General features: G+C 40.0%; 21 protein-coding genes and 2 tRNA genes. 10 read left to right on the top strand and 13 right to left on the bottom strand.

Going from position 1 to position 25,784, the window contains the following annotated elements; all coding sequences use genetic code 11:
• Positions 1-71: 71 nt before the first annotated feature.
• Positions 72-695: a DedA family protein gene (locus tag HWQ44_RS32075; protein ID WP_292726309.1), complete on the bottom strand. Its 624-nt coding sequence runs from the start codon at positions 693-695 to the stop codon at positions 72-74.
• Positions 696-1,278: 583 nt separating this feature from the next.
• Positions 1,279-2,361, bottom strand: a complete 1,083-nt coding sequence (locus HWQ44_RS32070; RefSeq protein WP_292726307.1) for a Gfo/Idh/MocA family oxidoreductase — start codon at positions 2,359-2,361, stop codon at positions 1,279-1,281.
• 338 nt (positions 2,362-2,699) lie between these two features.
• Here HWQ44_RS32070 and queC point away from each other — a divergent pair, with 338 nt between their 5' ends.
• Positions 2,700-3,377 (top strand): 7-cyano-7-deazaguanine synthase QueC, encoded by a 678-nt coding sequence (queC, locus tag HWQ44_RS32065; protein WP_292726305.1) that lies wholly within the window; start codon positions 2,700-2,702, stop codon positions 3,375-3,377.
• A gap of 59 nt (positions 3,378-3,436) precedes the next feature.
• Here the strand turns inward: queC and HWQ44_RS32060 are convergent, their stop codons facing one another.
• The gene (locus HWQ44_RS32060) at positions 3,437-4,825 is read right to left on the bottom strand and encodes a hemolysin family protein (RefSeq protein WP_292726303.1); all 1,389 of its coding nucleotides are present in this window, start codon (positions 4,823-4,825) and stop codon (positions 3,437-3,439) included.
• A 78-nt stretch (positions 4,826-4,903) separates the two neighbouring features.
• The gene (locus tag HWQ44_RS32055; protein ID WP_292726301.1) at positions 4,904-5,605 is read right to left on the bottom strand and encodes a hypothetical protein; all 702 of its coding nucleotides are present in this window, start codon (positions 5,603-5,605) and stop codon (positions 4,904-4,906) included.
• Between the two features lie 295 nt (positions 5,606-5,900).
• Between HWQ44_RS32055 and HWQ44_RS32050 the strand changes: the two genes are divergently transcribed.
• Positions 5,901-5,973: transfer RNA gene (locus tag HWQ44_RS32050), tRNA-Ile, on the top strand.
• Between the two features lie 138 nt (positions 5,974-6,111).
• Here the strand turns inward: HWQ44_RS32050 and HWQ44_RS32045 are convergent.
• Positions 6,112-6,546: a hypothetical protein gene (locus HWQ44_RS32045; protein ID WP_292726299.1), complete on the bottom strand. Its 435-nt coding sequence runs from the start codon at positions 6,544-6,546 to the stop codon at positions 6,112-6,114.
• Between the two features lie 100 nt (positions 6,547-6,646).
• On the opposite strand from HWQ44_RS32045, the gene pyrE reads away from it, so the two are divergent.
• Positions 6,647-7,270: an orotate phosphoribosyltransferase gene (pyrE, locus tag HWQ44_RS32040; protein ID WP_292726297.1), complete on the top strand. Its 624-nt coding sequence runs from the start codon at positions 6,647-6,649 to the stop codon at positions 7,268-7,270.
• A 160-nt stretch (positions 7,271-7,430) separates the two neighbouring features.
• Here the strand turns inward: pyrE and HWQ44_RS32035 are convergent, their stop codons facing one another.
• The 6 genes from HWQ44_RS32035 to HWQ44_RS32010 all read right to left on the bottom strand — a co-directional run bounded on the left by HWQ44_RS32035 (position 7,431) and on the right by HWQ44_RS32010 (position 15,598).
• A complete protein-coding gene (locus HWQ44_RS32035) occupies positions 7,431-10,247 on the bottom strand; it encodes a BPTD_3080 family restriction endonuclease (protein ID WP_292726295.1) in 2,817 nt (938 codons plus the stop codon).
• Positions 10,248-10,284: 37 nt separating this feature from the next.
• A complete protein-coding gene (locus HWQ44_RS32030; protein WP_292726293.1) occupies positions 10,285-10,800 on the bottom strand; it encodes a hypothetical protein in 516 nt (171 codons plus the stop codon).
• Positions 10,801-10,810: 10 nt separating this feature from the next.
• Positions 10,811-12,175, bottom strand: a complete 1,365-nt coding sequence (locus HWQ44_RS32025; RefSeq protein WP_292726291.1) for an AAA family ATPase — start codon at positions 12,173-12,175, stop codon at positions 10,811-10,813.
• 26 nt (positions 12,176-12,201) lie between these two features.
• Complete coding sequence (locus tag HWQ44_RS32020) at positions 12,202-14,829, bottom strand: site-specific DNA-methyltransferase (protein ID WP_292726289.1); 2,628 nt, start codon at positions 14,827-14,829, stop codon at positions 12,202-12,204.
• A gap of 407 nt (positions 14,830-15,236) precedes the next feature.
• Positions 15,237-15,308, bottom strand: a tRNA-Thr gene (locus HWQ44_RS32015).
• A gap of 152 nt (positions 15,309-15,460) precedes the next feature.
• Positions 15,461-15,598 (bottom strand): hypothetical protein, encoded by a 138-nt coding sequence (locus HWQ44_RS32010; protein ID WP_292726287.1) that lies wholly within the window; start codon positions 15,596-15,598, stop codon positions 15,461-15,463.
• A 77-nt stretch (positions 15,599-15,675) separates the two neighbouring features.
• On the opposite strand from HWQ44_RS32010, the gene argF reads away from it, so the two are divergent.
• The 7 genes from argF (at position 15,676) to HWQ44_RS31975 (ending at position 22,788) form a co-directional block, all read left to right on the top strand.
• Positions 15,676-16,596: an ornithine carbamoyltransferase gene (gene argF / locus HWQ44_RS32005; RefSeq protein ID WP_292726285.1), complete on the top strand. Its 921-nt coding sequence runs from the start codon at positions 15,676-15,678 to the stop codon at positions 16,594-16,596.
• A 223-nt stretch (positions 16,597-16,819) separates the two neighbouring features.
• Positions 16,820-17,425 carry a transcriptional repressor LexA gene (gene lexA, locus HWQ44_RS32000; RefSeq protein ID WP_163929533.1) on the top strand — a complete coding sequence of 202 codons (606 nt, stop codon included), beginning with the start codon at positions 16,820-16,822 and terminating at the stop codon, positions 17,423-17,425.
• A 96-nt stretch (positions 17,426-17,521) separates the two neighbouring features.
• Complete coding sequence (locus HWQ44_RS31995; protein WP_292726373.1) at positions 17,522-19,000, top strand: DNA phosphorothioation system restriction enzyme; 1,479 nt, start codon at positions 17,522-17,524, stop codon at positions 18,998-19,000.
• Positions 19,001-19,331: 331 nt separating this feature from the next.
• Positions 19,332-19,505 carry a hypothetical protein gene (locus HWQ44_RS31990; protein WP_292726281.1) on the top strand — a complete coding sequence of 58 codons (174 nt, stop codon included), beginning with the start codon at positions 19,332-19,334 and terminating at the stop codon, positions 19,503-19,505.
• The gene (locus HWQ44_RS31985; RefSeq protein ID WP_292726279.1) at positions 19,502-21,574 is read left to right on the top strand and encodes an AAA family ATPase; all 2,073 of its coding nucleotides are present in this window, start codon (positions 19,502-19,504) and stop codon (positions 21,572-21,574) included. Before HWQ44_RS31990 ends, HWQ44_RS31985 begins: the two co-directional genes overlap by 4 nt.
• Positions 21,575-21,639: 65 nt before the next feature.
• Positions 21,640-22,209: a Uma2 family endonuclease gene (locus HWQ44_RS31980; protein WP_292726277.1), complete on the top strand. Its 570-nt coding sequence runs from the start codon at positions 21,640-21,642 to the stop codon at positions 22,207-22,209.
• Between the two features lie 105 nt (positions 22,210-22,314).
• Positions 22,315-22,788 (top strand): DNA phosphorothioation-associated protein 4, encoded by a 474-nt coding sequence (locus tag HWQ44_RS31975; protein ID WP_292726275.1) that lies wholly within the window; start codon positions 22,315-22,317, stop codon positions 22,786-22,788.
• Between the two features lie 12 nt (positions 22,789-22,800).
• On the opposite strand, the gene HWQ44_RS31970 is transcribed toward HWQ44_RS31975, so the two are convergent.
• Together HWQ44_RS31970 and HWQ44_RS31965 are read right to left on the bottom strand one after the other, a co-directional pair.
• The gene (locus HWQ44_RS31970) at positions 22,801-24,006 is read right to left on the bottom strand and encodes a DNA sulfur modification protein DndB (RefSeq protein WP_292726273.1); all 1,206 of its coding nucleotides are present in this window, start codon (positions 24,004-24,006) and stop codon (positions 22,801-22,803) included.
• A gap of 104 nt (positions 24,007-24,110) precedes the next feature.
• Positions 24,111-25,706: a DGQHR domain-containing protein gene (locus HWQ44_RS31965; RefSeq protein ID WP_292726271.1), complete on the bottom strand. Its 1,596-nt coding sequence runs from the start codon at positions 25,704-25,706 to the stop codon at positions 24,111-24,113.
• Between the last annotated feature and the right edge of the window lie 78 nt (positions 25,707-25,784).

The following is a 25,784-nucleotide window of genomic DNA, read 5'->3' as shown; positions in this document are numbered from 1 at the left end:
CATAGTGTAGGCGAATTTTGGCCAGATGTAACCCCTGCTTTCACTGCTTTCAAACCAAAAGCGTCCGTGTTTCATCTTCTAGTACGTCTTAACTGGCGCTTGAATATCCAGAAAACAAATGCCAAAACCAGACCCCCAAGTACGATTTTGGATACAGGAGCAAGGTATTTGTCCACAAGTTCATACTGACTACCCAATATGTATCCTGAGTATGTTAGCAAGCCCACCCAAGCAGCGCTACCTAAGGTAGTGTAAAACAGAAATGGTAGCAAGGGCATATTGCTAATACCTGCGGGAACAGAAATCAAGGTACGGATTCCAGGTACAAGGCGACCAATTAATACTGCTTTTCTACCTTGGCGGTCAAACCACTTTTTGGCCTTGGTGATATCTTTACTAGATATAGCCAGCCATTTGCCATACTTGTCAGCCCAAGCTTTCAAACGAGTTTCGCCCAAAAACTTACCCGGATAATACCAAATAAGTGCGCCTAATACAGAACCCAAAAGTCCTGCGAAAAACACACCAATGATATTCAGCTTTGCCCCTCCTGGCTGATATGGACTTGCTGTAAATCCAGCCAATGGCATGATCAATTCTGAAGGAATGGGGGGAAAAAGGTTCTCTAAGAACATTAGTAGGGCAATTCCCCAATGGCCAAAATAGTTGATAGTATTAGTTATCCATTCAAGCATTGAGTCAATTCCTGAAATTGCTGTACTAGTCTTGTTACTAAATTCAGCCTTAGCTTTTTTAAAAGCAAGCATTTAGGCAAAATCACATCCTATCGGGGTAATTGATGTAAACGCAAGGCGGCTTCTCGCACGGTATTTTCCCTATCTAAAAATCGGGCTTTCCCTATTTTTACGTAAGTTATAAAAAGGTAATTATCCCTGCGTCGCAATTGATAAACAGAGTAAGACAAGTAGAAGCTAGGGGTTTGTTTCATTAATTTTGAGGGTTATAAAAGTTCATAGTCAGTAGCTCTAGCCCTTGAATTTGAGTGATAAATGGCTCACTACGAACTTTACAAAATTCATCAAACGAACTACTAGGTTTTATTCTCTAATTTTTTAGATCCCCCTTAGCTACCTTTTTAGAAGGACTAGGGAGGATCTAAAGATTTGATGGCAAGTTTAAAAACATACTTTAGGACATACTTTAGGGCTTGCTTCTGAGGTTGATGCTGTGGGAAAGATGAAGGGAATAGGGGAGCAGGGGGGAAAGAAAGGAAAAAATTTTATCTTGTCCCCCTTGTCCCCCTCTGTGCATCTTCTTCTAGGCTGTCGGGGTCAATGATTGTACTCTTGGTTCCGATTGCCAGTCTAGCGGATTCCAAACTCGATCTTCCAGCGCCATCTGTTCAATCAAGCTTGCCAGTCTCAGGGCTTTGAGAGCTTGTTCACCACCTACTGAGGGTTGATTGCCACCGTGTACACAGTTGACAAAATGTTCTAATTCTGCACTCAAAGGTTGAATGTTGCTGGTGTAGACTTTTTCAATCACACCATCTTGCCTGTAAAGTACTTGTCGGTGGTCGGTGAGAGAATTAGCAGTGGTTTGTCGGTGAATCAAAATTTCATTCTTGAGGAAATCTGCCTCAGTAAACGAATTTTTGCAATGGGCGACAATCCGGCGAATTTTTCGGTGGGTGACTTTACTGGCAGTCAGAGTAGCAACAATACCATTGGCAAACCCCAAGGTGGCGGTTACGTAATCTAAATAACCAGAGTCTAAGGAGCGAGTCCCGCTAGCAGTCAATTTTGTGACTGGGGAAGCAGCTAATTCCAGAAGTAGGTCGATGTCATGGATCATTAAATCCAGCACAACCGAAACATCATTTGCCCGATCTGAGTAAGGACTCATTCTGTGGGCTTCTAGCGCCAGCAATTCCTCTGTTTTCAATACTTGGCTCAATTCTTTAAAAGCTGGGTTGAAACGCTCAATATGTCCCACTTGCAGGATACACCCAGACTCAGCCGCAGCATTGACTAAAGACTCTGCCTCTGAAATACTGGCTGCGATCGGTTTTTCAATCAAAACATGAATTCCCGCTAACAGACAGTTGATGCCCACGGCATAGTGCAGACGGGTGGGAACAGCGACACAAACTGCTTCCACAAGGGGTAGCAGGTCACAGTAATCTTCAAAAAAACGCACCTTGTAGTTGCTGGCAGTTTCTAATCCTCGCTCGACGTTAATATCTGCCACTCCGACTAGTTCAACATCTTTCATTGAACTCAGCACGCGAGCGTGGTGTTGTCCCATGTTACCCACTCCAATCACGCCTATGCGGATCGGTCGTGGCTGGTTGCGCTGTGTATATAGATTCGGTTCTGCCACTGACATGCTATCTTGCACTATTATTCTCTCCTCAACCACCAAATTTAGAGACGCTACGGCCGTTGGCGTTTATACTCGAAAGCCAGTTACGATCCGTCTAAAACCATCCAGATGGTAACATAGAGCCTATGTTTATGAAGAATTTCAAAGTTTGTGATCGGTTCCCGTAATCCAAATATCTTTTGTATAGATATTTCGAGTTTGGTTTGGATTTTGCACTTTCTACAAAAATATATGTTTTTTTATTAACTTGAAAAAATTCAGTAAGACCTAAGTATAAATTCTCCTTGACATTGCTTTCTGGCATCTTGTTAAGGTTTGATTTGGCGATTTGAAATCCAAAACTTGCAACTGAGATGAAAGCTGTAATTCTGTTATCCGGGGGATTGGACTCTTCCACAATTCTGTACAAGGCTCAGGCTGATGGCTGTGAATGTCATGCTATTTCCTTTGATTACCAGCAGCGACACCGACGAGAGTTACAGTCAGCCCTCACTATCGCTCAAAAAGCTGCGATCGCAAAACATCAGGTGGTTAATTTTGACTTACGGCAATGGGGCGGTTCCGCACTTACCGATAATGCCATTGATTTACCCCAGGAGCGATCGCTGGATGAAATGTCTCAAAATATTCCTGTCACTTATGTACCGGCTCGTAATACTATTTTTCTGAGCTTTGCTCTTGGTTACGCCGAAGCGATCACCGCAGAGCGTGTCTATATCGGCGTTAATGCCTTAGATTACTCAGGATATCCTGACTGTCGCCCCGACTATATCCAGGCAATGCAGGAAGTTTTTCGCCTGGGAACTAAACAAGGGCGTGAGGGACAACCAATTAATATTGTTGCACCCCTAATCAACCTGAAAAAAACCGAAATCATCCAACTGGGGAACCAATTGGGAGTTCCTTGGGAGCTAACTTGGTCTTGCTATGCTGGTGGTGATATTGCTTGCGGCGTGTGTGATTCTTGTCGCTTGCGGCTAGCAGCTTTTGCTGAATTGGGACTTGTTGATCCACTGGCGTATGCACAGTAGAGGCATTGGGCATTGGTATTTCCCCTCTGCTCCCCTGCTCCCCCTGCTTCCTCATCCCCCTACTCCCCCTCCTCCTCTAGCCGTCGTAGTTGAATTTGATGCAAGCGTGGCCCAACAATTGATATCACAGTGAATTCGAGATTTTGATAACAGAAGGTTTCGCCTTTTGTAGGAATTTTCTGTAACTCGTATAGTAAAAAGCCCCCTAGTGTTTGGTATTCTCTGGTCAAGGGCAAATTAAGATGCAAAACTTCGTTGAGGTCTTCAAGGTTGATTTGTGCCTGCACCAGAAATTTCTGCTTATCTAACATCTGAATCAGTAAGTCGTCGCTGTTTTCCGGTTCGCTGGGATCGCCAATGATTTCGGCAATGACATCTTTGATTGTCACTAGTCCCACAGTACCGCCAAATTCATTCACTACCATGACCATAGCGGGTTTCTCTTGCTGCATCATGGGCAAAAGTTCACTCAAAGACGTGTGTTCTGGAACAAACCGGGCGGGACGCATCCAAGGTTGGATCTGTGTCTCTAAACTGAGCTTTCCTACAGCTAAAGGTTGTGCCAAATCTTTAAAATAAACAATGCCGAGAACATCGTCTAAAGATTCACCAATCACGGGATAGCGAGAGTAACCAGTAGAAGCCATTTCCCTGAGTAATGTCTGGAAGGTAGCATCTTTTGGCAGCGTGATAATACTGGTGCGAGGGATCATTACATCTTGAGCCATAACATCCCCAAACTCAAAAACATTATTGAGCAGTTCTCGCTCTGCACGCTGTAAACCAGTAGACCCCCATTCTGTTGAGATAATCAGTTGCAATTCTTCAGGGGTTACAGGCGGTCGCCAGCCTTGACCTGTGTATTGGATACCAAAAATCCGCAACAAGCAACGAGTTGATTGGTTGAGAATCCAGATAAAGGGGCCAAAAAAACGCACGATCGCTTTTACCGAAGGCCCCAAAAACCTTGCTAGCTGTTCTGAGTACAGCATGGCTAAGGATTTAGGACATAGTTCTCCGATCACAATTTGCAAATAGGCAATTAAGAAAAAGGCAATGGGAATTGATAGGGAATGGGCGAGAAATGTAGTCATCCCACTCGGTAAAGGCCAGGATCTTAGCCATGCATTTACCAGTACGACAATCGTACTTTCGCCAATCCATCCCAGCGCCAAACTAGAGAGGGTAATGCCTAATTGGGTGGTAGATAGCAGTCGGTCAATACTACGTTGTAGCATTTCTACAGCGATCGCTGGAATATCCCCAGCCTTAACTAGCTGGTGAATACGCGATCGCCGCACGCTCACCATCGAAAATTCCGCTGTCACAAAAAAGGCATTTATGGCAATCAGTAGTAGCACTGACAATAACCGCAGCGCCACGTCTGTCCAAATTAAATTAGGAAAACCACTCACCGCCAAAGCTCGTGTAAAACTCACGCCCTCCATTTAGGGGAATAGGGAATAGGGAATAGTAAAAAATAACTGATAATCACCAATGCCCAATGCCCAATGCCCAATGCCCATCTACCTTTCTACAGGAATATCCGATGCCTCTAGCTTCAATTTTTGAGCGGGATAATCAGTGAGAGCAAGTGATATTTTCTTGACATCATCAAGTAAAGCTGTGGGAATGCTCACTGTACCTGAAAATGCTGGCCCATTTACAGGCAATTCTGTTGGTAAACCCTCTGTACTTGCACTTAGGGTTCGTCCTTTATCATCGGTAACATCTAAAAAACTATACAGGAAGCGCACAGAATCCTTACCTTTGTTCTGCATTTTCACTTTCAGTAGCAAATCACCACCAGAGTAGCGGGCAGATTGCACAGTCATGGTTACACCCTCACTCTGGGCAGTAACCGGAAAACCTGGTAGGGGTTTTTCTTCAACCACTTCTGGGGGTTTTTCCTCTGGCTTCTGCTTGCTGCTATTGGTTTCTTCATCATCTTCCTCTAGCTTTTCTGATTTAGCAGCCTTGGTCTTACCCTCAATTCGCGCCTTGACAATTTTCAGAATCTCTTCCTCTTTTAATAGCACTAGCCCTCCCTGTTGGGAGTTATTTGCCTTATTGCTGGCAAATTTGGTTGTGGGACGCCCGTCTGGTGTGGTAACGCCTTTAAGTGCTGAACTCCCTAGTTCAAACCCCAAAAACGCGCTCACAGAACCTGCTCCCATCATCAGAATTAACAAAATCAAAGTAAGAAGTACAGTAGAATTTATTTTCATCGCTGACAAGCTATCACAAGAGAATGCTGGTCTATTTAAGAATAGTGAAGCTTTTGACCTCAATCCTTAAAGGAACTTAATCAATATTAGTTTGCACTATATCCATGATCAAATTATGTAGTATAAAAATCTGGGGAATAATTGTCCAGTATTCACAAGCGGTAAATTTATGCTATAATTACGGAATTGGCTAAAGTTAGTGCATGAGGTATTTTCCTCAGTCTAAAATTAGCAAATAAAGTTGACCTAAGAGTTAAAGCAATTTACTCATAGCAACCGAAACCCAAAAAAATATGCGCCTTTGGCCGATTGGGGAGGCAGCGAACTCATAATTCGCCTTAAGGCTGGTTCGATTCCAGCAGGGCGCACTGAATCATCAAAAAGCAGTAATAGAGACATAAAGGGCACGTGGAATTGGGCAAATCAGTTCTGAGTTAAGAGTCCTGAGTAAAGAAGTGAGATTTCCCACTCAGCACTCAGTACTACCACTTGCCCACTCCTCAATCTTACCGGGATGGTAAAGTTTCAAACCGGAATTCAGTTCCCACTTTGAGTTTGTTGCTATTTAAACGCGGAGACATAATCAGTGATGTGTCATAAGGATTTGGTAAATCAGGAGTGCGAATATAAGGATCATTGCCGACTTGCTGAGTCAAGACATCATGATATAAAGTGTTAACCAACTCCGCATCGCGGGCAATTTCATTTTCTGGGAAGGAACCACCGAAACCAGAACCAGATCCGAGAAATGAGTCGAGCTGACGCTTCAGGCTACCATTTTCGTAGAAATTGCGATCGTGACGAAAATAAGCTCGTTCAAATACATCATTCGTCGTTTCATAATTGGGTGTTGCGGTTTGGGCAGATGCAACAGAGGGAAAAGCAATACCAACAGCAAATAGCACTAATAAACCACCAAAGGTTTTGAATTTTATATGCACGTTTCTGACTCCTCAATTTTTGGGCAATCTTAATTTATGCTTAAGTTCAGAACTCTCATGAGTTCAACCTTTGGTGTAGCACAACTTTTAATGTTTTGTAATGACGTATCCTACTGAAACTCTTACCCACTCAGATATTTGGGCAACCACTACTGATTTGACTACCTTGCGCCACAAGCTACTAGATTTATTTTGTCAACTTGCTTATCAAGAGGGCGATTTTCTCCTCTCTTCCGGGCTACGTAGTTCTTATTACGTCAACAAGACACAGGTAACACTCCATCCTCAAGGCGCTTTGGCAGTAGGACGATTGCTGTTCCCTTTATTACCTGTAGATACACAGGCTGTGGGTGGTTTAACGATGGGGGCTGATCCAATTGTGACAGCAGTGAGTATAGTTTCTGTTTATGAAAACCGCCCGATACCAGCATTGATTATTCGTAAGGAAGCCAAGGGTTACGGGACAAGAGCTTATATAGAAGGCCCCAGTTTATCTGAAGGCGCAAAAGTAGTAGTTTTGGAAGATGTCGTGACAACTGGGCAATCTGCTCTGAAAGCAGTTGAGCGTCTTAAAGATGCAGGTTATACCGTCAATCAAGTAATTTCACTAGTAGATCGAGAACAAGGGGGAAGTGAGTTGTATCAGTCAGCAGGCTTGAAGTTTGAAACTTTGTTTTCGATTCAGGAAGTTCAAGAACGCTACCGACAACTTGCAAATTCCTAAATAATAGGACTTGTACTAATTCGTAATTCGTAATTCGTAATTCGTAATTAAGAATTGGTAGAAGTCCTGAATATGAAACATACGTTTTAGTTATCGACTTCAGCGAATTTCCCTTCTTTTAATTGTTTAGTAGTCGTTTATATCCAGGAATCTCACTTCTTTATTTTGACAGAGAAACCGCCCTATCTAAAATCATCTTAACGTCAGCTGGATTTCTGGATATATCCCGTTGCCAAAAACCAAAGCCACCATGCTGATTAACTGCTTGAATCCATTGATCTAAAAATACACTTTTAGCTGCGTCTTTTTGACTATAACGGCCTTTAGTTTCTAAAATCAAGAAACTCCCAGTTTTTATCCGAATAATAAAGTCTGGCCGATATTTGCGAACAACCCCTTCAAATATGTAGAGAATTTCAAACCCCAGATGGTCATTCTTAACCCAAGCCTCAACATTGGGATTTCTATCTAATTCAAATGCTTCACTAGCTTCCCATGTACTATCGAAAGTACAGCAGGTTATGTGTGACTTCCGCGTGTATTCACATGGCTTACCCGTATACCATAAGCGCATATCACCAGTAGAGCGAATTGGATGATTTTGGTCAAAAACAGGTTCAATTGCTTCTGTATTTTCTAAATAAATAGCATTCCAAATGTGCTGAACTAATTTACTCAGATTGAGAGTAATAATAATCCGCCGTCGAATTTCATCTAAATTGAATAAAGGTGGACTAATTCGGATTAAACCTGAGTCAATAAAGTCTTCCACTAATCTAATCAGCTTGGCTAATAAATATTCTCGATTACCTTTCCATCCAGGTTTCATCTGATCAAAGATATCTCTGGCAGTCTCAAAGGCAATTTTCTGCATCCGAAATTTGCGCCCTAAATCTTCCAGATCAATCCCCTTAATTTTTGTGACATCCGGTTTACCATCAACAATTGGCGCTAATTCAGCCAGTGTACTATTATCAAAAGCATCTAACTCTAAAGGCTCAACTTGACTTAAATTAAGCTTAAGTTCAGGCTTATAAATGTAATCAACTCGGATGATATTAGGAAAGCTAATTTCAAACTCTTGCTTTTCTGGGTCGGGTTTGATTTCAGTTTTAGGTTGAGGAGGTGCAGGTGTTGTTTCTTCATTAGATTCATGGGGAATAAAGGTAAAGGGAACACCAAAAATGTTGACATACTCTGGTTCAAGTAAATTGGTTTCAGGGTTAATGTCGTAAGCAGTTCTTCTCAAGCCTCTACCCACAACTTGTTCACAGAGAAGTTGGCTGGTGAAGGCTCTAATACCCATAATGTGAGTTACTGTTTTAGCATCCCATCCTTCAGACAGCATCCCAACTGAGATCACATTTTGAATTTGTTCACCTGGTTTACCAACTTGACCAACGGTGTCAACCTTTTGTCTTAAAAGTTCTGCTTGCTGCTGTTTAGTTAACTTGGGAGTATTTTCTTCATCAGATGTATCGTCTTCATTAGTATCTGAGGTTTTGTATTGTATCTCAGAACTTTCTTCCTGAGCCTCTGCCATTTTCAGAACATTAGAGTCTATGTGGAGAGTGCGTTCTGGAATGCAAAGTTCTTCTATTTGAATTTTATTATGATTGAAGGCATAATTAATCCGGGCTGCGGTTTCAGTTTGGTTAGCAACAGAAATCATTACTGGAGGAACTTTATGTCCAGCTTGCTCCCAAGCTTTGGCTGTTTCTAACCAGTCTTTACCTAACAAATAATAAGCATTATTTAGTAAATCAGGTAAAGATTCATCTGGTTTTGCTTTGCGATTGAAATCATCTTTAACTTCAACATCATTATATAAGTGATAATAACGAGATTTAAAATCTTTGAGGTTAAGCCTGCCATCATCACGAATAACAACACGGGGAGTTTTAACTAAACCTGATTCAATGGCATCATTTAACCCAAAATCACTAACAATCCAGCCGAATAAAGCTTCTTCAGAACTTCTCTTGCCAGAAGGTACAAAGGGTGTGGCGGAAAAATCAAAACAGGTGAGTATTCCTCTAGCCCTGTGGATACGATCAAGTCCACCAATCCATTTTGTTGCTTCCTCAATATCTTCTTTACTAATGCCCTTTATTTTAGATTCAGCAGGAATCCGCCAAGCATGATGTGCTTCATCGTTGATGACTAGAAGGTTCCTAAAATTAGCAAGTTCACCTAAAATATCCCTGACATAAGCTTCGTCACTTTTTGCTCCACGTTTATCTACTCCCTTCTTTTTCTCAATCTGTTCCTGTGTTTCCCAATTGAGAATGTGCCAATTACGTACTAGGACTTTACCCTGACGCAGCTTATCAAACAAGCCAAGAGGAATGATGTTAAAAATCTCATAATAATTGTTTTCGGCGGAAGGAATTAGAACTTGAAGGCGATTTTTAACTGTTAGTCCGGGTGCGACAATAAAGATGGCTTTGGAAAAGCGGTGATCTTGGGGGTAGGTGACTTTGTTAAGGATTTGCCATGCAATTAGCATTGCCATGACGATTGTTTTTCCTGAGCCTGTCGCCATTTTGCAGCAGAGACGTTTGAATGCTCCACCATCAGAGGGAATATCAATACCAACCTTGTCAGATGGTGGAGATTCAACCATCCAGATTAAGGTTTCTATTGCTTCTAACTGACAAAAGAACAAAGGCAAATCACGTTCTTCTGGATTGTGCCAGTGTTCTAATAGACGCTTGGTAACACCTGTAACGCCGGGATGCCCATTCTCACACCAAGCTTTGACACGCAGACGTATTTGGTTAACTAGAGGAATTTCAACAAATTTACCAGGAACATCAAAAGATTTTGAGTTTTCAGAAGCGATCGTGTAACCTGCGGATCTTCTGCCTTCTACAAGTTTAAACAGACGAGTTTGGTAATTGTACTGCCAATATTTTTTTGGCTCCTCATAGGGGGAATTTATAATAAGCTGGTGAATTGTAGATGTAGATATCATAGCTTTTTCAATATTCCCTAACAAGGATTTGTGATTTTTAATTCGTATTTATACAATAATTAGTGTGTGCCGCTTGGGAATTCATTAATTTAATTTTTTTTAGTTTATTTCTTTTAATTTCTTTATGCAGGTCTGAAGCATTATTCAAAATGTCTACACCATCATTAGTAATTAAATCCGCAGTAGTTAAAGCAGCAGTTGCTACAAGGCAACGATCAACACTTTTGGTTTTATCATTAATAATCTTTTCTATCCCATTTCTTAATTGCTCTGATGGTTCAATGTCTATTATATTTTTTTCCTTGATTAAAATCCAGAACTGGAGAGTGTATTTTTCAAACCTTTGCTCGTCCATATTCTTGATTGTTTCCACAAGCTTCTTTTTATACTCAAGGTCAATTTTACCTGATTTGTCAATTTGAAGTTGATGTGTGGATGCAAGTCGGGCAAGTAGGATGTCGATATGCCTACCTTCATTGATTTGGGGATTAAGAATATGGATAAATACACTAGTATCAATCACAATTGGTATTAATTGTTTATTATCTGTCATTTTTGATCCATTACATAATATCAATACTGAGAGCTTCCAAAATATCTGCTCCAAAAAACTCCATAGGAAGTCCTTTTTGAAAACTGCCATCCGAGTTAATATCTATATTTTTTACTTGGACAGAATTATCCTTGATATAAAAATATGCAACTGTCACATCTTTTGAATTCAATTGTCCTGTTGCAATCAGCTTACGCAACCTGATAATGATATTCTCACTATGGGTTTCAATTATGGACGGAACACCTCTTTCTGTCCATAATTCAGCGAAAAAAGAACCCATTTCAAGTTGTGCTGTGGGGTGAATTTGAGCTTCTGGTTGCTCAACAATTAGTAACTTTCCTGGACTGAGTAAAGCTCCTTGTACAAAAATTGGTATACATTGGCTAACACCAAAGCCAAAATCAGCTAGATAAGATTCGGCTCCAGTTAACTTGTTTTTTGCTCGAAATTCAGGAATAAACCCTTTCACTTGAGATTTAAATTTTACATCTTCAATATCAATAACAGATTCAATATGTCGTAAAACAAAATCTGCTCTTTCTCCACCGTTAGTAAGCAAACGCTGTAAATGAGGCATAGCGTATTCACCCCTATGTCCAACATCATCTAGGGGCGGGCTACCTAGTATGACACTTCTCTCTGATTCTTCACGAACAGGTGAGAGATGCCGGATAGATATAATTTCATCTTTTACGGTATCTAGATAGAGATTATCAAAAGCGGATTTAAGTACATCTATAGGATTGTTTGGAAGAGGAAATTTAAGAAATCTAGTTCTCCTAAGATTAGTTTCTTCTTTATGGATAACTTGTTCACCTTGAATTTTACAAGTGACTATGTGCTTATATTTGTTACCTAGAATTTCACGATATGGGATATTTCCCGAAACGCGATATTCAGCCATTAGTTCATCTGCTTTTATTGGTGAGGCAATTTTCACGCTGGTTGTTTTACCTAGTGCATCTTCGGTAGTAACAGTTGAAAAAGGCAAACTAACTGACAATTCAACACTATCGCTTTCTAATTTTTGTATAGAGGTACTTTTTTGGAGTGCTTCTCTAATTTGTTGAATTATAGATTCAGGCAAAGAATTAGTTTTTAAATTTAAAGTAAATTGAAACCCATTACTATTAGATTTAGTATTTTTTAAATCTTTAAAAGTGCCAAGACTGACGTGCCGCCCCTCAGTAGTAAAAAAATCACCTTCATTAGATTCACTGGATTCTAGAGTTTGCTGTAGCATAAGCAAAAACTTAATTAGGGTGGATTTTCCAGCACTGTTGCGACCAATCAAAATTGTGATCGGTTTGATCCGAATATCTATATTTTCTCGAAATGCTCGAAAGTTTTTTAGTTTTATATTGGTGAGCATACGGATATTTTAATTAGTTAAATCTTTTAAGTTAGCCGGATAATTTTCAGAGATTCAATTCCCCGATCATCAACTATTTTTACAGCAACGCGCTGATAATTACCCATTTGAAAAGGTAATGAAATAGTTCCTTGATAGGACTCAATTAAATCTTCATCAATCTCGGCTTTAAGATTTCTAGCAAGACGTGACCAGGCATCTTTCTCTCCTGCCATTGGAAAGAAAACTTGGCAAGGAAAAATACTTCTGCCATCGTAATCAGTATCCAGCATCCACATGGCAATTTTTTCAACAGTTCCAGATTCAATATTTCCGTTTCTGGTGTTGTAGTAATCGAAGCCATGCACTTCTATTTCCCATTTACCTGTATTTTCTCCTCTATGAATACGACGAAGTGCGACATCGGGTTGACCTATGAGCCAAAAACTCTCGTTGCTGGCGCGTTTTTTCTTCAGGTCTTCTGTAAGTAGATCCGCATTCATTTGTACTTTGAGTAGAGTAACACCAGGCCAGTTAGTTTCATCAATGTCTTTTGCTGCTTCAGGATCAAATTGAAAGGCCGCAAAAATAACTAATTTGGGTTTGGGTTTCTGGGTTTCTGCTTCTTGAATTGCCATTTCTACCTGGCGTTGATCGAGAGGAGCGTGTTCTAACCCAAAGGAAATAACGGCTCGCATTGACTTGTTCTGAGTACCGCCACTTCCCTGAGAAGTGTCATCTTCTTCATTACTGGGTTTAGTTTCGCCATCAGCATGAAGCCAACGAGTTCCCGGTAAAGGTTCAACTCTGGAAAATAGAATGTATTGACCGCCTTTACCTCGAATTCCTGTTTTGAAAAGCTCATCTCGCCATTCTGCCTGCCGCAGCGTTTCACCAGAACGAGCAATTGATTGATCGGTAACTGGAGTATTGGCAAACCCTTCAATATTATCAAGAGGTTTAACAGTTGGAGCAGGAACAGCTTCAACCGTAAATGGCCCTGTAACTCTTACTTTTGATTTATCGATAGTAGGTTGGTCGTAAAGAGTTTCTTTAGCAGCGTATTTTTGAATAACTTCCTCAATCTCTTTCCTTGCCATTTCTTCCTTAATTTCTGGGTTGTTGGCAATGGATTTCAGCGTAATACGTGACACTGTTTTATATTTGAAATCGCCACCTAAGCCTTCTTTTATATTCGCCAATTGATAATAATCAAAAACTGCCGTCATCAACCTCTGCTTTGCAAGAGTAATAGCTACACGAGAAGTATCGCAAGTGATCCAACGTCTTCCCCAGCGTTCTGCAACATAGGCTGTAGTACCACTTCCACAGGTTGGATCTAGTACCAAATCTCCTGGAGTAGTTGTCATCAAAAGACAACGCTCTATTGCTCTATGATCTGTCTGTAGAACATAGGTTCTCTGTTCCCCAAATCCACCTGGTCTTAAATCTAACCAAGTACTGTTTAAAGTCTTATATGGAAACTCATCGTGATAGACTTTCCATCTTAGTGATTTACCAATAGGATGTAACCTTGCGGCGGATGCTAAACGTTTTAGACCTGTGATAGTAGTTTGCCAGCCATATCTTGCAGGTGGCTCATACTCAACATTGTTAAAGGTGTATTTGAATGAATTATCATTGCCACGTCTTTGGGAAAATGTTGGCCATAATCTACAAATACGACCTTCTGGTAATGGTTTCTTGTTTGTTTTTTGGGCTACAGAAAGATCAATAAGTTCTCCATGTTTTGTTTCAACGCAAATATATCGCTCATTTGGATTTTCTATAGGGTCGCATTCTGTAAACAATTCGTTATACTTTATCTGGTTTATATCCTTCGCAAACCATAGCAAGAAATCATTTACACCTGGCAATAATTTAGATGACTGGCTGCTTGCTTTCATAAGAACAATTTCCATACAAAAGTTATCACTGCCAAATACTTCATCCATTAAGCACCTTACTCGATGGACGTTTTCATCACCTATTTGCACAAAAATAGAACCACTATCATGAAGTAAATCTTTTGCCAGCCATAAACGATCGCGCAAATAAGATAAATAAGAATGAATTCCTAACTCCCAAGTGTCCCTAAATGCTTTGATTGTTTCTGGTTCTTGGGTCAAGTCTTCATCTTTACCATCCTTTACATCTCGCTTATTGACAAATGGCTGAAAATTTGAACCATATTTAATTCCATAAGGCGGATCGATATAAATCATCTGCACCTGCCCCCCCATACCTTCCTTTTCTAGTAATGAGTTCATTACTAAAAGGGAATCTCCAGCAACTAATCGGTTTGTCCAATTATGCTTGTGCTTGTAAAATTCGATAGCCTGTCGAATGGGGGGATTTTCTTCTGGGGTTTCAAATAAGGACAGTTGTTTAACCTTTTCATCCTTGCGCTTTCGTACTGCCTCAATAATTGTGCGCGGATCTATGCGTTCATGGACGTGTAGTGATACTGTAGGCACTTCAAAACTGGTATGCTCTGCTTTCCCAGCCCAAACTAACTGAGGATCAAGGTGAGGATCGTAGGCATATTTCTTAGTACCCTCTTCTGGGTCAGTATCTGGGTTAACTAGCCCAATTGGCGGGTTATTGGCTCGTTGCTGGTTTTCATGCTTGTACTGCTCAATTTCTCTCTGCTCTGATTTCCTCTGCCTTGCCATATCAGTTTCCCTTGCCTCAGAGCTTTTAATTTACAATCTATTAGACCTTTTAAACCAGTTCGTTAAAATTTGCACGAGTTACCGTTACAACTGGTTTGCTACTCGTTGGGAAATTTTCTCCAACCAAATGGGTATTAGAGGTTCACCTGCATCTTCACCTACCTGTATCTAAAAGATGCGATCGCTTCTCTGGTACACTGCCACCCCCACATTCCCTACCTTCAGCCGCTCATTAACTGCCTCAATAGTCCATTTCACGTCTGACACCCTGGGCTAAATTTGCGCTAAATCTTTCCCACAGTTAACCATATTTCAGGGTAATTTAGCACAATATTAATATGCTAAATCGCGGTAAGGAGTATTGCTCAAAAAGTGAAAACCCCTGCAAACGTGGGGTTTTTCGTTAAAGCCAGCAGCGGGATTTGAACTCGCGACCTTCCGATTACAAGTCGGATGCACTACCACTGTGCTATGCTGGCAAGTTTGAGGATTACTCTTAATTAGCAACCACAATATATTATTGTACCATAATATATTTATTTGTCTAGCTGTAAATGCTAAAAAATATCTGCCTCTTCAAAAATTAGGCTAAAAGTGCAGAAATTTAAGCAATATCACTGCTTTTGTACGCCTAGATGGTTGAGTTGGCGTTGCAATTGTGATGAAACAGAAACAAACCAGCGATCGCAATCATTGATAAAGTTGATAGATTAATATTCATATCAAAAGCTAACTCAAATCCTGGGCTGGACGCAAAAATATCTGGCACAGTTCTAAAATTGTTTTTTCTTGGCACGGCTGAATAAAGGAACAGAAATATATAATTATTTTTTACAGATTACAAGCATGGCAGCATTGCTCGGACGAGATTTATTAAGTCTAGCGGACATTAGTTCTACGGAACTTCAAGAACTCCTGCAATTGGCAACTCAACTTAAATCACAGCAGTTGAAGTTGCAGTGTAATAAAGTTTTGGGGTTGTTGTTTTCCAAAGCTTCAACTCGCACGCGAGTAAGTTTTACTGTGGCGATGTACCAACTGGGTGGACAGGTAATTGATCTCAACCCTAACGTCACTCAAGTTAGTCGCGGGGAACCTTTGCAGGATACGGCGAGGGTGTTAGATCGATATCTGGATATTTTGGCAATTCGCACTTTTGCCCAGCAAGATTTGGAAACTTTTGCTCACTATGCCAAGATTCCGGTGATTAATGCACTTACCGATGCAGAACATCCTTGTCAGGTATTAGCTGATTTATTGACGATTCAAGAAGGCTTTGGTACTCTTGCTGGGTTAACTTTAACCTACGTGGGTGATGGGAATAATGTGGCTAATTCTTTGATGTTAGGCTGTGCTTTGGTGGGGATGAATGTCAGAATTGCTACTCCTAGCGGATATGAGCCAGATTCTAGGATTGTAGAACAAGCAAGAGCGATCGCTAACAACAAAACTGAAGTCCTCCTCACTCACGATCCAGAATTAGCTGCTAAGGGTTCTGCTGTACTTTACACTGATGTTTGGGCGAGTATGGGGCAAGAAGCAGAAGCAGACAACCGAATGCCAATTTTCCAGCCTTACCAAATTTCAGAGCAGCTATTGAGCCTTGCTGATCCACAGGCAATTGTTTTACACTGCTTACCAGCCCATCGCGGTGAAGAAATTACCGAGGCAGTTATTGAAGGTTCTCAATCACGAGTTTGGGAACAGGCAGAAAATCGTCTGCACGCCCAAAAAGCTTTACTTGCGAGTATTTTAGGGGCAGAGTAAGGGAATTGGGCATTGGGCATTGGGTATAGTTTTCTTTCCTTTAACCTTTAACCTGTTCCCTTTACTTTTACCCTGTTATTTTCTGGATTACTTATTTGTCAAAAGGCAAAAGAGAAAAAATAATCTTACTTTTGCCTTTCATATTTTTACTTTTCTCTTGTTATGGGGAGTTTTTTGTAGTACTAATGTTCTAGAGACATTAATAATTACTTCCCGCAAATTTATGGAACGTCTAACGGAAGCTCAACAAGAACTTTACGAATGGTTGGCAGAATACATCCGATCGCACCAGCATTCGCCTTCTATTCGGCAAATGATGCAAGCGATGAACCTGAAGTCACCAGCACCAATTCAAAGTCGTTTAGAACATTTACGCACCAAGGGATATATAGAATGGACTGAAGGACAAGCGCGAACGATTCGGATTTTGCGTCCTGTGAAGCAAGGTGTACCAATTTTGGGGACGATCGCGGCTGGTGGTTTAATAGAACCGTTTACTGATGCTGTAGATCATTTAGACTTTTCTAATTTCGATTTACCTCCCCAAACTTACGCTTTGCGCGTAGCTGGCGATAGTATGATTGAAGATTTAATTACTGATGGTGATGTGGTATTTCTGCGTCCAGTAGCAGAACCAAATCATTTGAAAAATGGCACCATCGTCGCCGCCAGAGTAGATGGATTTGGTACAACATTAAAACGTTTTTATCGCCAAGGCGATCGCGTCACCCTTAAACCAGCAAATCCCAAGTACAATCCCATTGAAGTCAGTGCTATGCAAGTACAGGTGCAGGGTTCACTCATTGGTGTTTGGCGCGGTTACAACTGATTAATGGGGAGTGGGGAGAAATCAATTCAAAATTGAAGAACTTCTATCTCCTCTTTCCCAATTCCCAATTCCCAATGCCCAATGCCCATTTGCTATATGTACCTGACGAAAAATCCAGTGCAGCAACTGCCCACTTTCCGGTTGAAATCACCTTATGCAAGGGAAAGTAAGGGCAGTTATTATACGCAACCATTACCAGGATGCCCAAGAATGCCTGTGTCTCTGCAATTGCGGCAATATCAGCGCCAAGCGATCGCTAGCTGGTTTACCAACAATGGTAGAGGGACGCTAAAAATGGCTACTGGTAGTGGTAAAACAATTACCGCATTAGCGATCGCTTGTGAATTATATCAACAGATTAATTTACAAGTTCTGGTGGTGGTGTGTCCCTACCGCCATCTCGTCACTCAATGGGCGCGAGAATGTGAAAAATTTAATTTGCAACCCATTTTAGCTTTTGAGAATTTACGCACTTGGCAAAGTCAACTGTCTACGCAAATTTATAATCTGCGTTCTGGTTCTCAACGATTTATCACTGTCATTACTACGAACTCTACTTTAATTGGAGATGGGTTTCAGTCTCAACTAAAATATTTTCCCGCCAAAACTTTAATTATTGGGGATGAGGCGCATAATTTAGGCGCACCTAAGTTAGAAGAAAGTTTACCGCGCAGTGTGGGGTTGAGACTGGCTTTATCTGCCACACCGGAAAGGTATTTTGATGATTTTGGGACGCAATCTTTATTGGATTATTTTGGCCCAGTTCTCCAGCCAGAGTTTACTTTGAGGGATGCGATCGCTCAAGGTGCTTTGGTGCATTATCTGTATTATCCGGTGTTGGTAGAGTTAACTGAAGCAGAAAGTATTGCCTATTTAAAGTTAACTAAAAGAATTGGGCGATCGCTACTTTATCGAGATCGAGAAAATGGCGAAGCGGGAAGCTTTGAAGACAATGAAGATTTAAAGCCCTTATTGATGCAAAGAGCAAGATTAATTGGTGCAGCCGAAAATAAATTAAATGCTTTGCGGGATTTAATGATTACTCGCCGCGAAACTACTCACACTCTTTTTTATTGTAGTGATGGTTCCCAAGATGCGGGACAACGTTCATCTCTACGCCAACTCAAAGCTGTTGCAAAAATTCTGGGGGTGGATTTAGGGTATAAAGTTAGTACCTATACAGCCCAAACAACTTTGCAAGAAAGAGAAATATTGCGCCACCAATTTGAAAGTGGGGAATTGCAGGGTTTAGTCGCAATTCGTTGTTTAGATGAAGGTGTTGATATTCCGGCAATTCAAACTGCGGTGATTTTATCAAGTTCTGGCAATCCCCGCCAATTTATTCAGCGACGGGGGCGAGTTTTACGTCCTCATCCTGGTAAGGAACGCGCAACAATATTTGACATGATTGTTTTGCCACCAGATTTAGATAGAGAAACTATAGAAGTTGAGCGCAATCTGTTAAAAAAGGAACTGCGTCGCTTTGTGGAGTTTGCTGATTTGGCTGATAATGCAGGCGTTGCCAGAATGAAATTACTGGATTTACAAAAGCGATATGGGTTATTAGATATTTGATGATGAATCAGAGAATAGTTGTATTTTTTTGTAAAATCTTTCGAGTTTTGAAAAAAGAAGCATTAAGTATGAAATAATAAGATTATGAGTTTGATAATAATGGAATATAAGCTGCGTTAAAAATTTCAATTATATCCCATTTCTATCTAAATCGTTAATATTAATAATAGCAGAAAGCAATTCAATAATAAACTATTTTTTCAAATAAAATTATAAATTTGAAAAAATAGTTTTTGCAAAATTAAAGATAATGCTAACAGTGGCTTTACGGAGGTAAATACAGCAGTAGAGAAAGTTAAAATATAGAAAAACTATATTTCCAATACCCAAGATGTCACAAGATGCGAATATCGATGATGTGCAAGAGCCAATCAACAGCGCTCCGCCAGAGGTACGGCGAATTATTGAGCGGGTATGGAAGCTGGAAAAAGGCAGACTAGATAAGAAGATTAACAGCCATATAAATTATAATATTTTGGACATTATTAAGGAAGAGGTGCGATGAAGCTAACTTCAATCAAGCTATGCAACTTTCGCTCCTTTTATGGTACGACACCAGAGATGCTCTTAGCTGGTGGAGATGTTCAGAACACAACGATTATTCATGGTAATAATGGCTCTGGAAAAACCAGTTTACTAAATGCCTTTACTTGGGTATTATATGAGAAATTTAGTGCAGCATTTGCATCGATAGAACAGTTAGTAAATAAGCGTGCGATCGCAGAAACTCAAAAAGGTCAAGCTGTAGAATGTTGGGTAGAGATTGGCTGGGAACATGAAGGTAAACGTTATCGACTTAGACGCGCCTGTCGGGGTTATAAAAACGATGGTGATTTTGACGCTAGCAAAACTCAATTAAGTATGTGGGTTGGTGGGGATGATGGTAAATGGAATATACAATATCAGCAACTCGACGATATCATTAATCAAATTTTACCTGCTACTTTACATCAATATTTTTTCTTTGACGGCGAACGAATTGAACAAATAACCCGTTCTGACAAAAAAGCTGAAATTGCCGAAGCTACAAAAATTTTCTTAGGTGTGGAAGTAATCAACCGTTCCATCAGACATTTGGGAGATGCTAAAAAAACTCTAGAAAATGAGTTGAAAGCTATTGGTGATTCTGAAATTAAACAACTACTACGACAACAAGAAAAGATAGAACGAGAGCGCGAACGCATTACGAAACGGCAAACTGAAATTAAAGAAGAGTTAGAATATCAACAAACTTTTAAAAAAGAGACAAGTAACCGTTTGCGAGAACTTAGTGCAGCTAAAGAATTGCAAGAAAGATGGCAAGATTTAGAATCACAGAAAGCGGCGAATCAAGAAGAATATAAAAAAACGAAGGAAGCGCTGAAGAAAGTTATCTCCGCACGGGGTTATACAGTTTTGCTGTCAGAAACCACATCTCAGTTTCGAGAAATTATCAATGATTTGAAACAACGAGGCGAGTTAACCTCTGGAATCTCGCGGGAATTTGTGAATGATTTACTCAATTCTCAACGCTGTATTTGTGGTGCGGAGTTACACGAGGGTAATCATTCTCATACTCATGTGAGTACCTGGTTAAATAAAGCAGGTTCTTCGGCGGTGGAAGAAACTGCAATTCGGATGATAGCTCAAGTAGATGAAATTGATAAACAAGCTATAGGATTTTGGGAAGAGGTTGATAGAGAACAAAATAGAATTAATCAGTTAAGGCAAAGCATATCTCAAATTGAAGGTGATTTAGACAATATTCAAGAACGGTTAAGAAAAGATGCTAATGAAGAAATTAGCAGTTTGCAAAAACGTTTAGATGAAATTGAAAGTAAAATTGATGAATTAAATCGAGAACAGGGTGCAAATCAGCAGCAAATTGCTCAACTCACAACTGAGATTGAAGGTTTAAATAAACAAATCGCCAAACAAAAGCTGAATGAAGATAAGCAAACTTTAGCACAGCGACGAATTAACGCCACCCAAGATGCAATCGAACGGTTAACGGAAGTTAGAAATCGTCAAGAACAACAATTTCGTCTGCAACTAGAAAAGCGAGTACAAGAAATCTTCATGGAGATTTCTGTGACTCCATACATTCCTAAAATTAGTGAAAAATATGAACTGACATTAGTAGAAAATACCACGGGTATAGAAGCACCAGTTGCAGCTTCCACTGGGGAGAATCAGATTCTCAGCTTATCTTTTATTGCCAGCATCATTGACAAAGTGCGCGAATGGAGTGAGAAACGCAAAATGATGATGATTCCCGATAGTAGCACTTTTCCAATTGTCATGGATTCACCCTTCGGTAGTTTGGATGAGAATTCGCGGCGACACATTGCGAAGACAATTCCTCAATTAGCGAATCAGTTGATAGTTTTAGTCACTAAGACTCAGTGGCGGGGTGAAGTTGAAGCAGAAATGACAAGCAGAATTGGTAGAGAATATGTGCTTACGTATTATTCTTCTAAGCCAGATTGCGAACAAGATTATATTGAGTTGGGTGGAGAAAGATATCCTTTGGTGAAACAAAGTCCGAATGAGTTTGAGTATACGGAAATTATCGCAGTTGAACGGAATGGGTAATTACTCACGCAGAGGCGCAAAGGTTTTTTCTTGGTTACATTTGAGAAAAAGAGAGGAATAAAGTTATGGTTGCGAGTTCAGACAGAAATTATATGTCTCCCCAAGAATATCTGGAATGGGAAGAACGCCAAGAAATTAAATATGAATATATTGATGGTGAAGTTTTTGCCATGACTGGGGGTACTCTTCCCCATACAACTATTGCTTTAAACTTAGCTTCAGCGTTAAAAATTCATCTAAGAGGGAGTGAGTATCTTCCCTTTATGGCGGATGCGAAAGTAGGTGTATCTGAGAAGGGGCCTTTTCATTATCCCGATGTTGTGGTGAGTTGTGATGAACGGGATAAACAAGCTATTGAATTTCTCCAATATCCTTGTTTAATTGTTGAAGTTTTGTCCCCAAGTACGGAAGCTTACGATAGAGGTACAAAATTTACGCGGTATCGTCGTATTCAGACTTTGCAAGAATACGTCCTCATCGATGCTGAAAAAATTGGTTTAGATTGCTTTCGGTTAAATGATAGAGGACTCTGGGAGTTACACCCTTACGAAGAAGGGGATGAAGTTCATTTAACTAGTGTTGATTTTCACTTTCCTATTTCTTTGGTGTATGAAAATATTCAGTTTCCTATTTAAATTAAGATTATCGTTTAAGCGATCGCCCGCATACTAGTATAAAATAATGCAGCAAGATGTGTGATCGCTTTCAGTTAAAATAGCAACAATATAGATATTAAAACAATGGCTGAAACTGGCAGAATCAGGGTTGCTAAAGATAAAGCTGAGTTGGTGAAAGATTTAACATCTTCAGATGGTGGAACAGGGCCTTTTAATACTTTTGCTGATGTGATTGTGTTTGCAGCAGCTTTGGGTGCAAAGCATAAAAAGCGTGTGGTTTTGGGAGAGATTTCTAAAAGGGAACCATCGCCAATCAGGATAGAGTATTTTGCCTCAATGGGAAATGATATTTTAATAAAATTATTAGCAATTAATGAAACGAAAGATATTAAAACACTATCTATTAATGAAGAAGAATATGAAAGGCAACGTAATCATATATTTGAAGAGTACGCTAATGGTGGATTAGAAATATTGCAAAATGAGTTACGTGGATCAGTAGATTATGCAGAGCGAATTTTATTATTTCTCAGTTATGAGCGAACGAATATAGAGCAACAAGACGAGGAATTTGATCTCACCAAATTCCTCTCTTGAATCAGGGTATCTTCAATAGGAAGGGTTTTCCATCCATCCTAGTTTATCTTTAAGCGCCTTGACTGCACCACTTACTGCATTAGCATTAGTGTATAGTTTATAACGCTTATCCGGTTTTTTAGGATTAGGATCTATCCTAATTAAATTATTTTCCCAAATTGGATTACTTCTTGTCCAATCTAGCTGTGCAAGTTGGGAAACTTTTGCATCATCAAAATAATTGCTGTCTTTGTTGTAAGTGAAGTATAGCAATCGACCTAAAACTTCCAGACCAGCACTCACTCCCAGTATACATTCATCTTTAAATTTTCTTAGTTCAGCAATAGTCAAATCAGCTACCTTTGTCTCAGAAATATATCTTGTGTTACTGCATTCAAAGAAAAACTTATTGAGACAACTAGCTAGAGCATTAGATGAACTCTCCACATCATAGTCTTGAAGTTCAGAATCAGGATTCTTTGTAAAAGCACAACTCACAGACCTTGTTATGTAGTTATTTGTGTAAATAAATTTCTTTTGAATACGTGGAGAATCTTGAATTTTATCTGTTTTGTCATAAAAAATTTTCACTTGTTTTACTAAATTTTTAGTAATACCAACACGACCTTCAATTTCACCAAATGATAATAGCAATGCTTTACCTAGCGGTTTAGTTTGAGCCATATCTCCAAAATCTTTCCTACACTGGTCAATATCGTCTTCTAAGACCAGCGTAATGGGAAAAACATTATCACTAATTAAGGAACTTTCCTCACTTTCAATTAACTTTTGAATAGCAGTCTTACGATGTTGTCCATCTGTAATCTCTAATTTAACATCACGAGGAATTACAACTATACAAATACCTCTGCCTAATTCGAGAATTGTTATTTTATCTGCGGGTACATTTGCTGTCAGCGTCCCCAAAATCCAGGGTTTTCCTTTTCGGGCTTGTTCGATAATATAATTTTTGATCTCCTCAGCATGACCGGGGACTTCTGGGCGTTGTTTACCTAATTCAGGATCATCGTCCTTAGCAGGTTTTGTTACTAAAAGTGCTGGAAAGTCCTTAGCTGGTATATTAATTTGTAGCATTTTCCGCTTTCCCTGGCGAAAAATCAGCCCTGGATAGCAGGAATCTCGATAATGGTCTTCAAAGAACGGCGCAACCAAAGTACTAAACTTAGCTTTGATCTCTGGTGAAACACTATTATTACTATCCTGGTTTGTTTGAGCCATATAAATATTTATACCAATTGGCAGGTGTTAGCAAACATGATATGCAACCCTTATGGGCTGTAGCATCGGTGAAAACCACACTGAAAAATCCTTACTTAACTTGACTAGTTCAGGATATGTGGAAGTCCTACCGCTTTCGGTTCAACAAACTCGCCATCAAAACTTATAGTTTTATCTTCCACAGTCCTAGCATCCGCCAAAGCCTTACGAAGTTCAGCACGTTCCATCTGCTCCTGAATTCCACCCAAGATATAAACCAATAATTTCGCGGCTAAATCTCGTCCAGCAACCTGCACTCGCTTTTTATTTGGGTCGTACAAAACCCCATACCAAAGAGATTGGGGATATTCCATACCACTAAAACCACCTTGCTGGTCAAACTTCCGCAGTTTCTTAAAAATATCTGCCAGTGAAAAACCTTTTTTAAAAACTAAAATTCCCAAAGCTTGCGCTAATGCAACTTGAGCAACTGGACGGAAAAGCATATTTCCTTCACCTCCATCTTTCTCAAAGCTGAAGCGCCGTAAAGCTGGTGTATCCTCATGTTCTAAAATCTTATAACTGGAAAGACTAGCCAAAGAATCAAATAGCTTTTTAAATTCCTCAATTCCCTGCTCAATTTCTTCATCTTCTGGCCGCATGGGAATTAAACCTTTTTCCAAGGGTTTCCAGTGAGGAAACTTTGGAGCCAAATATCGCTCAGACATATCTTGCAGAGCTTGTAATGTCGTCAAAACTGTAGAATTTGAAGCGACTGTTGCACTATTCCAATTAACACGAGGATTGCGCTCTTGTCGTTGTTCTAATAGTGGATGTGTAACTGCAATTTTTCTAGCAACGATCGCAAAACCATCATCTTCATTCAACTGTGTTAGCTGACCTTTAGTCAATGGTGCAGCCATCAGATTGACATGAACAAAAATCGATCTCACCCTCCGCCTTGCCTCGGTGCGAGTTTCCCCAGCCGCTACCGCACAGATGAACTCAATACCAATTTTCTCCTTGGGTAAATTTTGCAAGTAAGCAAGGTCTACTTGGTATTTTTCTATCAAATCATTTACTGTAATAAAACTGTCATCAGCACCTTTATCTTTTTTATAGCGCTGGAGTTTGCGAGTTTTAATTAACTCCATCAACCCCTGTACACCCATTAATCGGTGTTGACCATCTAGCGCATAAATAGTTACATCATCCTCAGAAATATTTAGCAGACCTACTTTAGCGTCTTTATCTAAGGGTATAAAATCAGTAGTAGACTTTGTGGCGCGTCCTTCACTATCCCACTCAGCAGTTTTGGGATTATCCACCCACGGTTGATTAATTACTACTAGTACTGGTGGAAACTTATGGTTGTGTCTAGCCGCCAAATACTGTACTAGCGGTGCTTGACGTGACCAATCAAGGGGACGCTGCTGAATTTCATCAATACTATCCGCGTCAATCTCGACATTATCAGTTTCAGGATTATACTTTTTTTGAAACAGAGGTAAGCCAGAGGCGAAGTGAACCCGACCTGCAAACCATTCCAAGGTAACAGAGCTAACATAAGCCTCAGTACCACCCATCTCGGTTTTTTGAACTAGAATCTGATCTTTTCTCCCTAAAAACTTCTCTAGGAGTAAAGCTAGTACCTGTTTTTCCTTGTTTTCTCGTTCCAGGTACTCTCTAGTGATATCAGCAGTTGGGTCAGAGTCTTTCATGTTAATTTTTAAAAACTAGAGAATATAGAACCCATTTGATATCTTTTTTAGCTAGCTAGCAGCTAGTCTTTTGAGCAT

It is taken from the genome of Nostoc sp. JL34, assembly GCF_017114945.1.
In the GTDB taxonomy this organism is placed as follows: domain Bacteria; phylum Cyanobacteriota; class Cyanobacteriia; order Cyanobacteriales; family Nostocaceae; genus Nostoc.
Note: the sequence above shows the minus strand (reverse complement) of the source record. Positions and strands in the feature narration are given on the sequence as shown.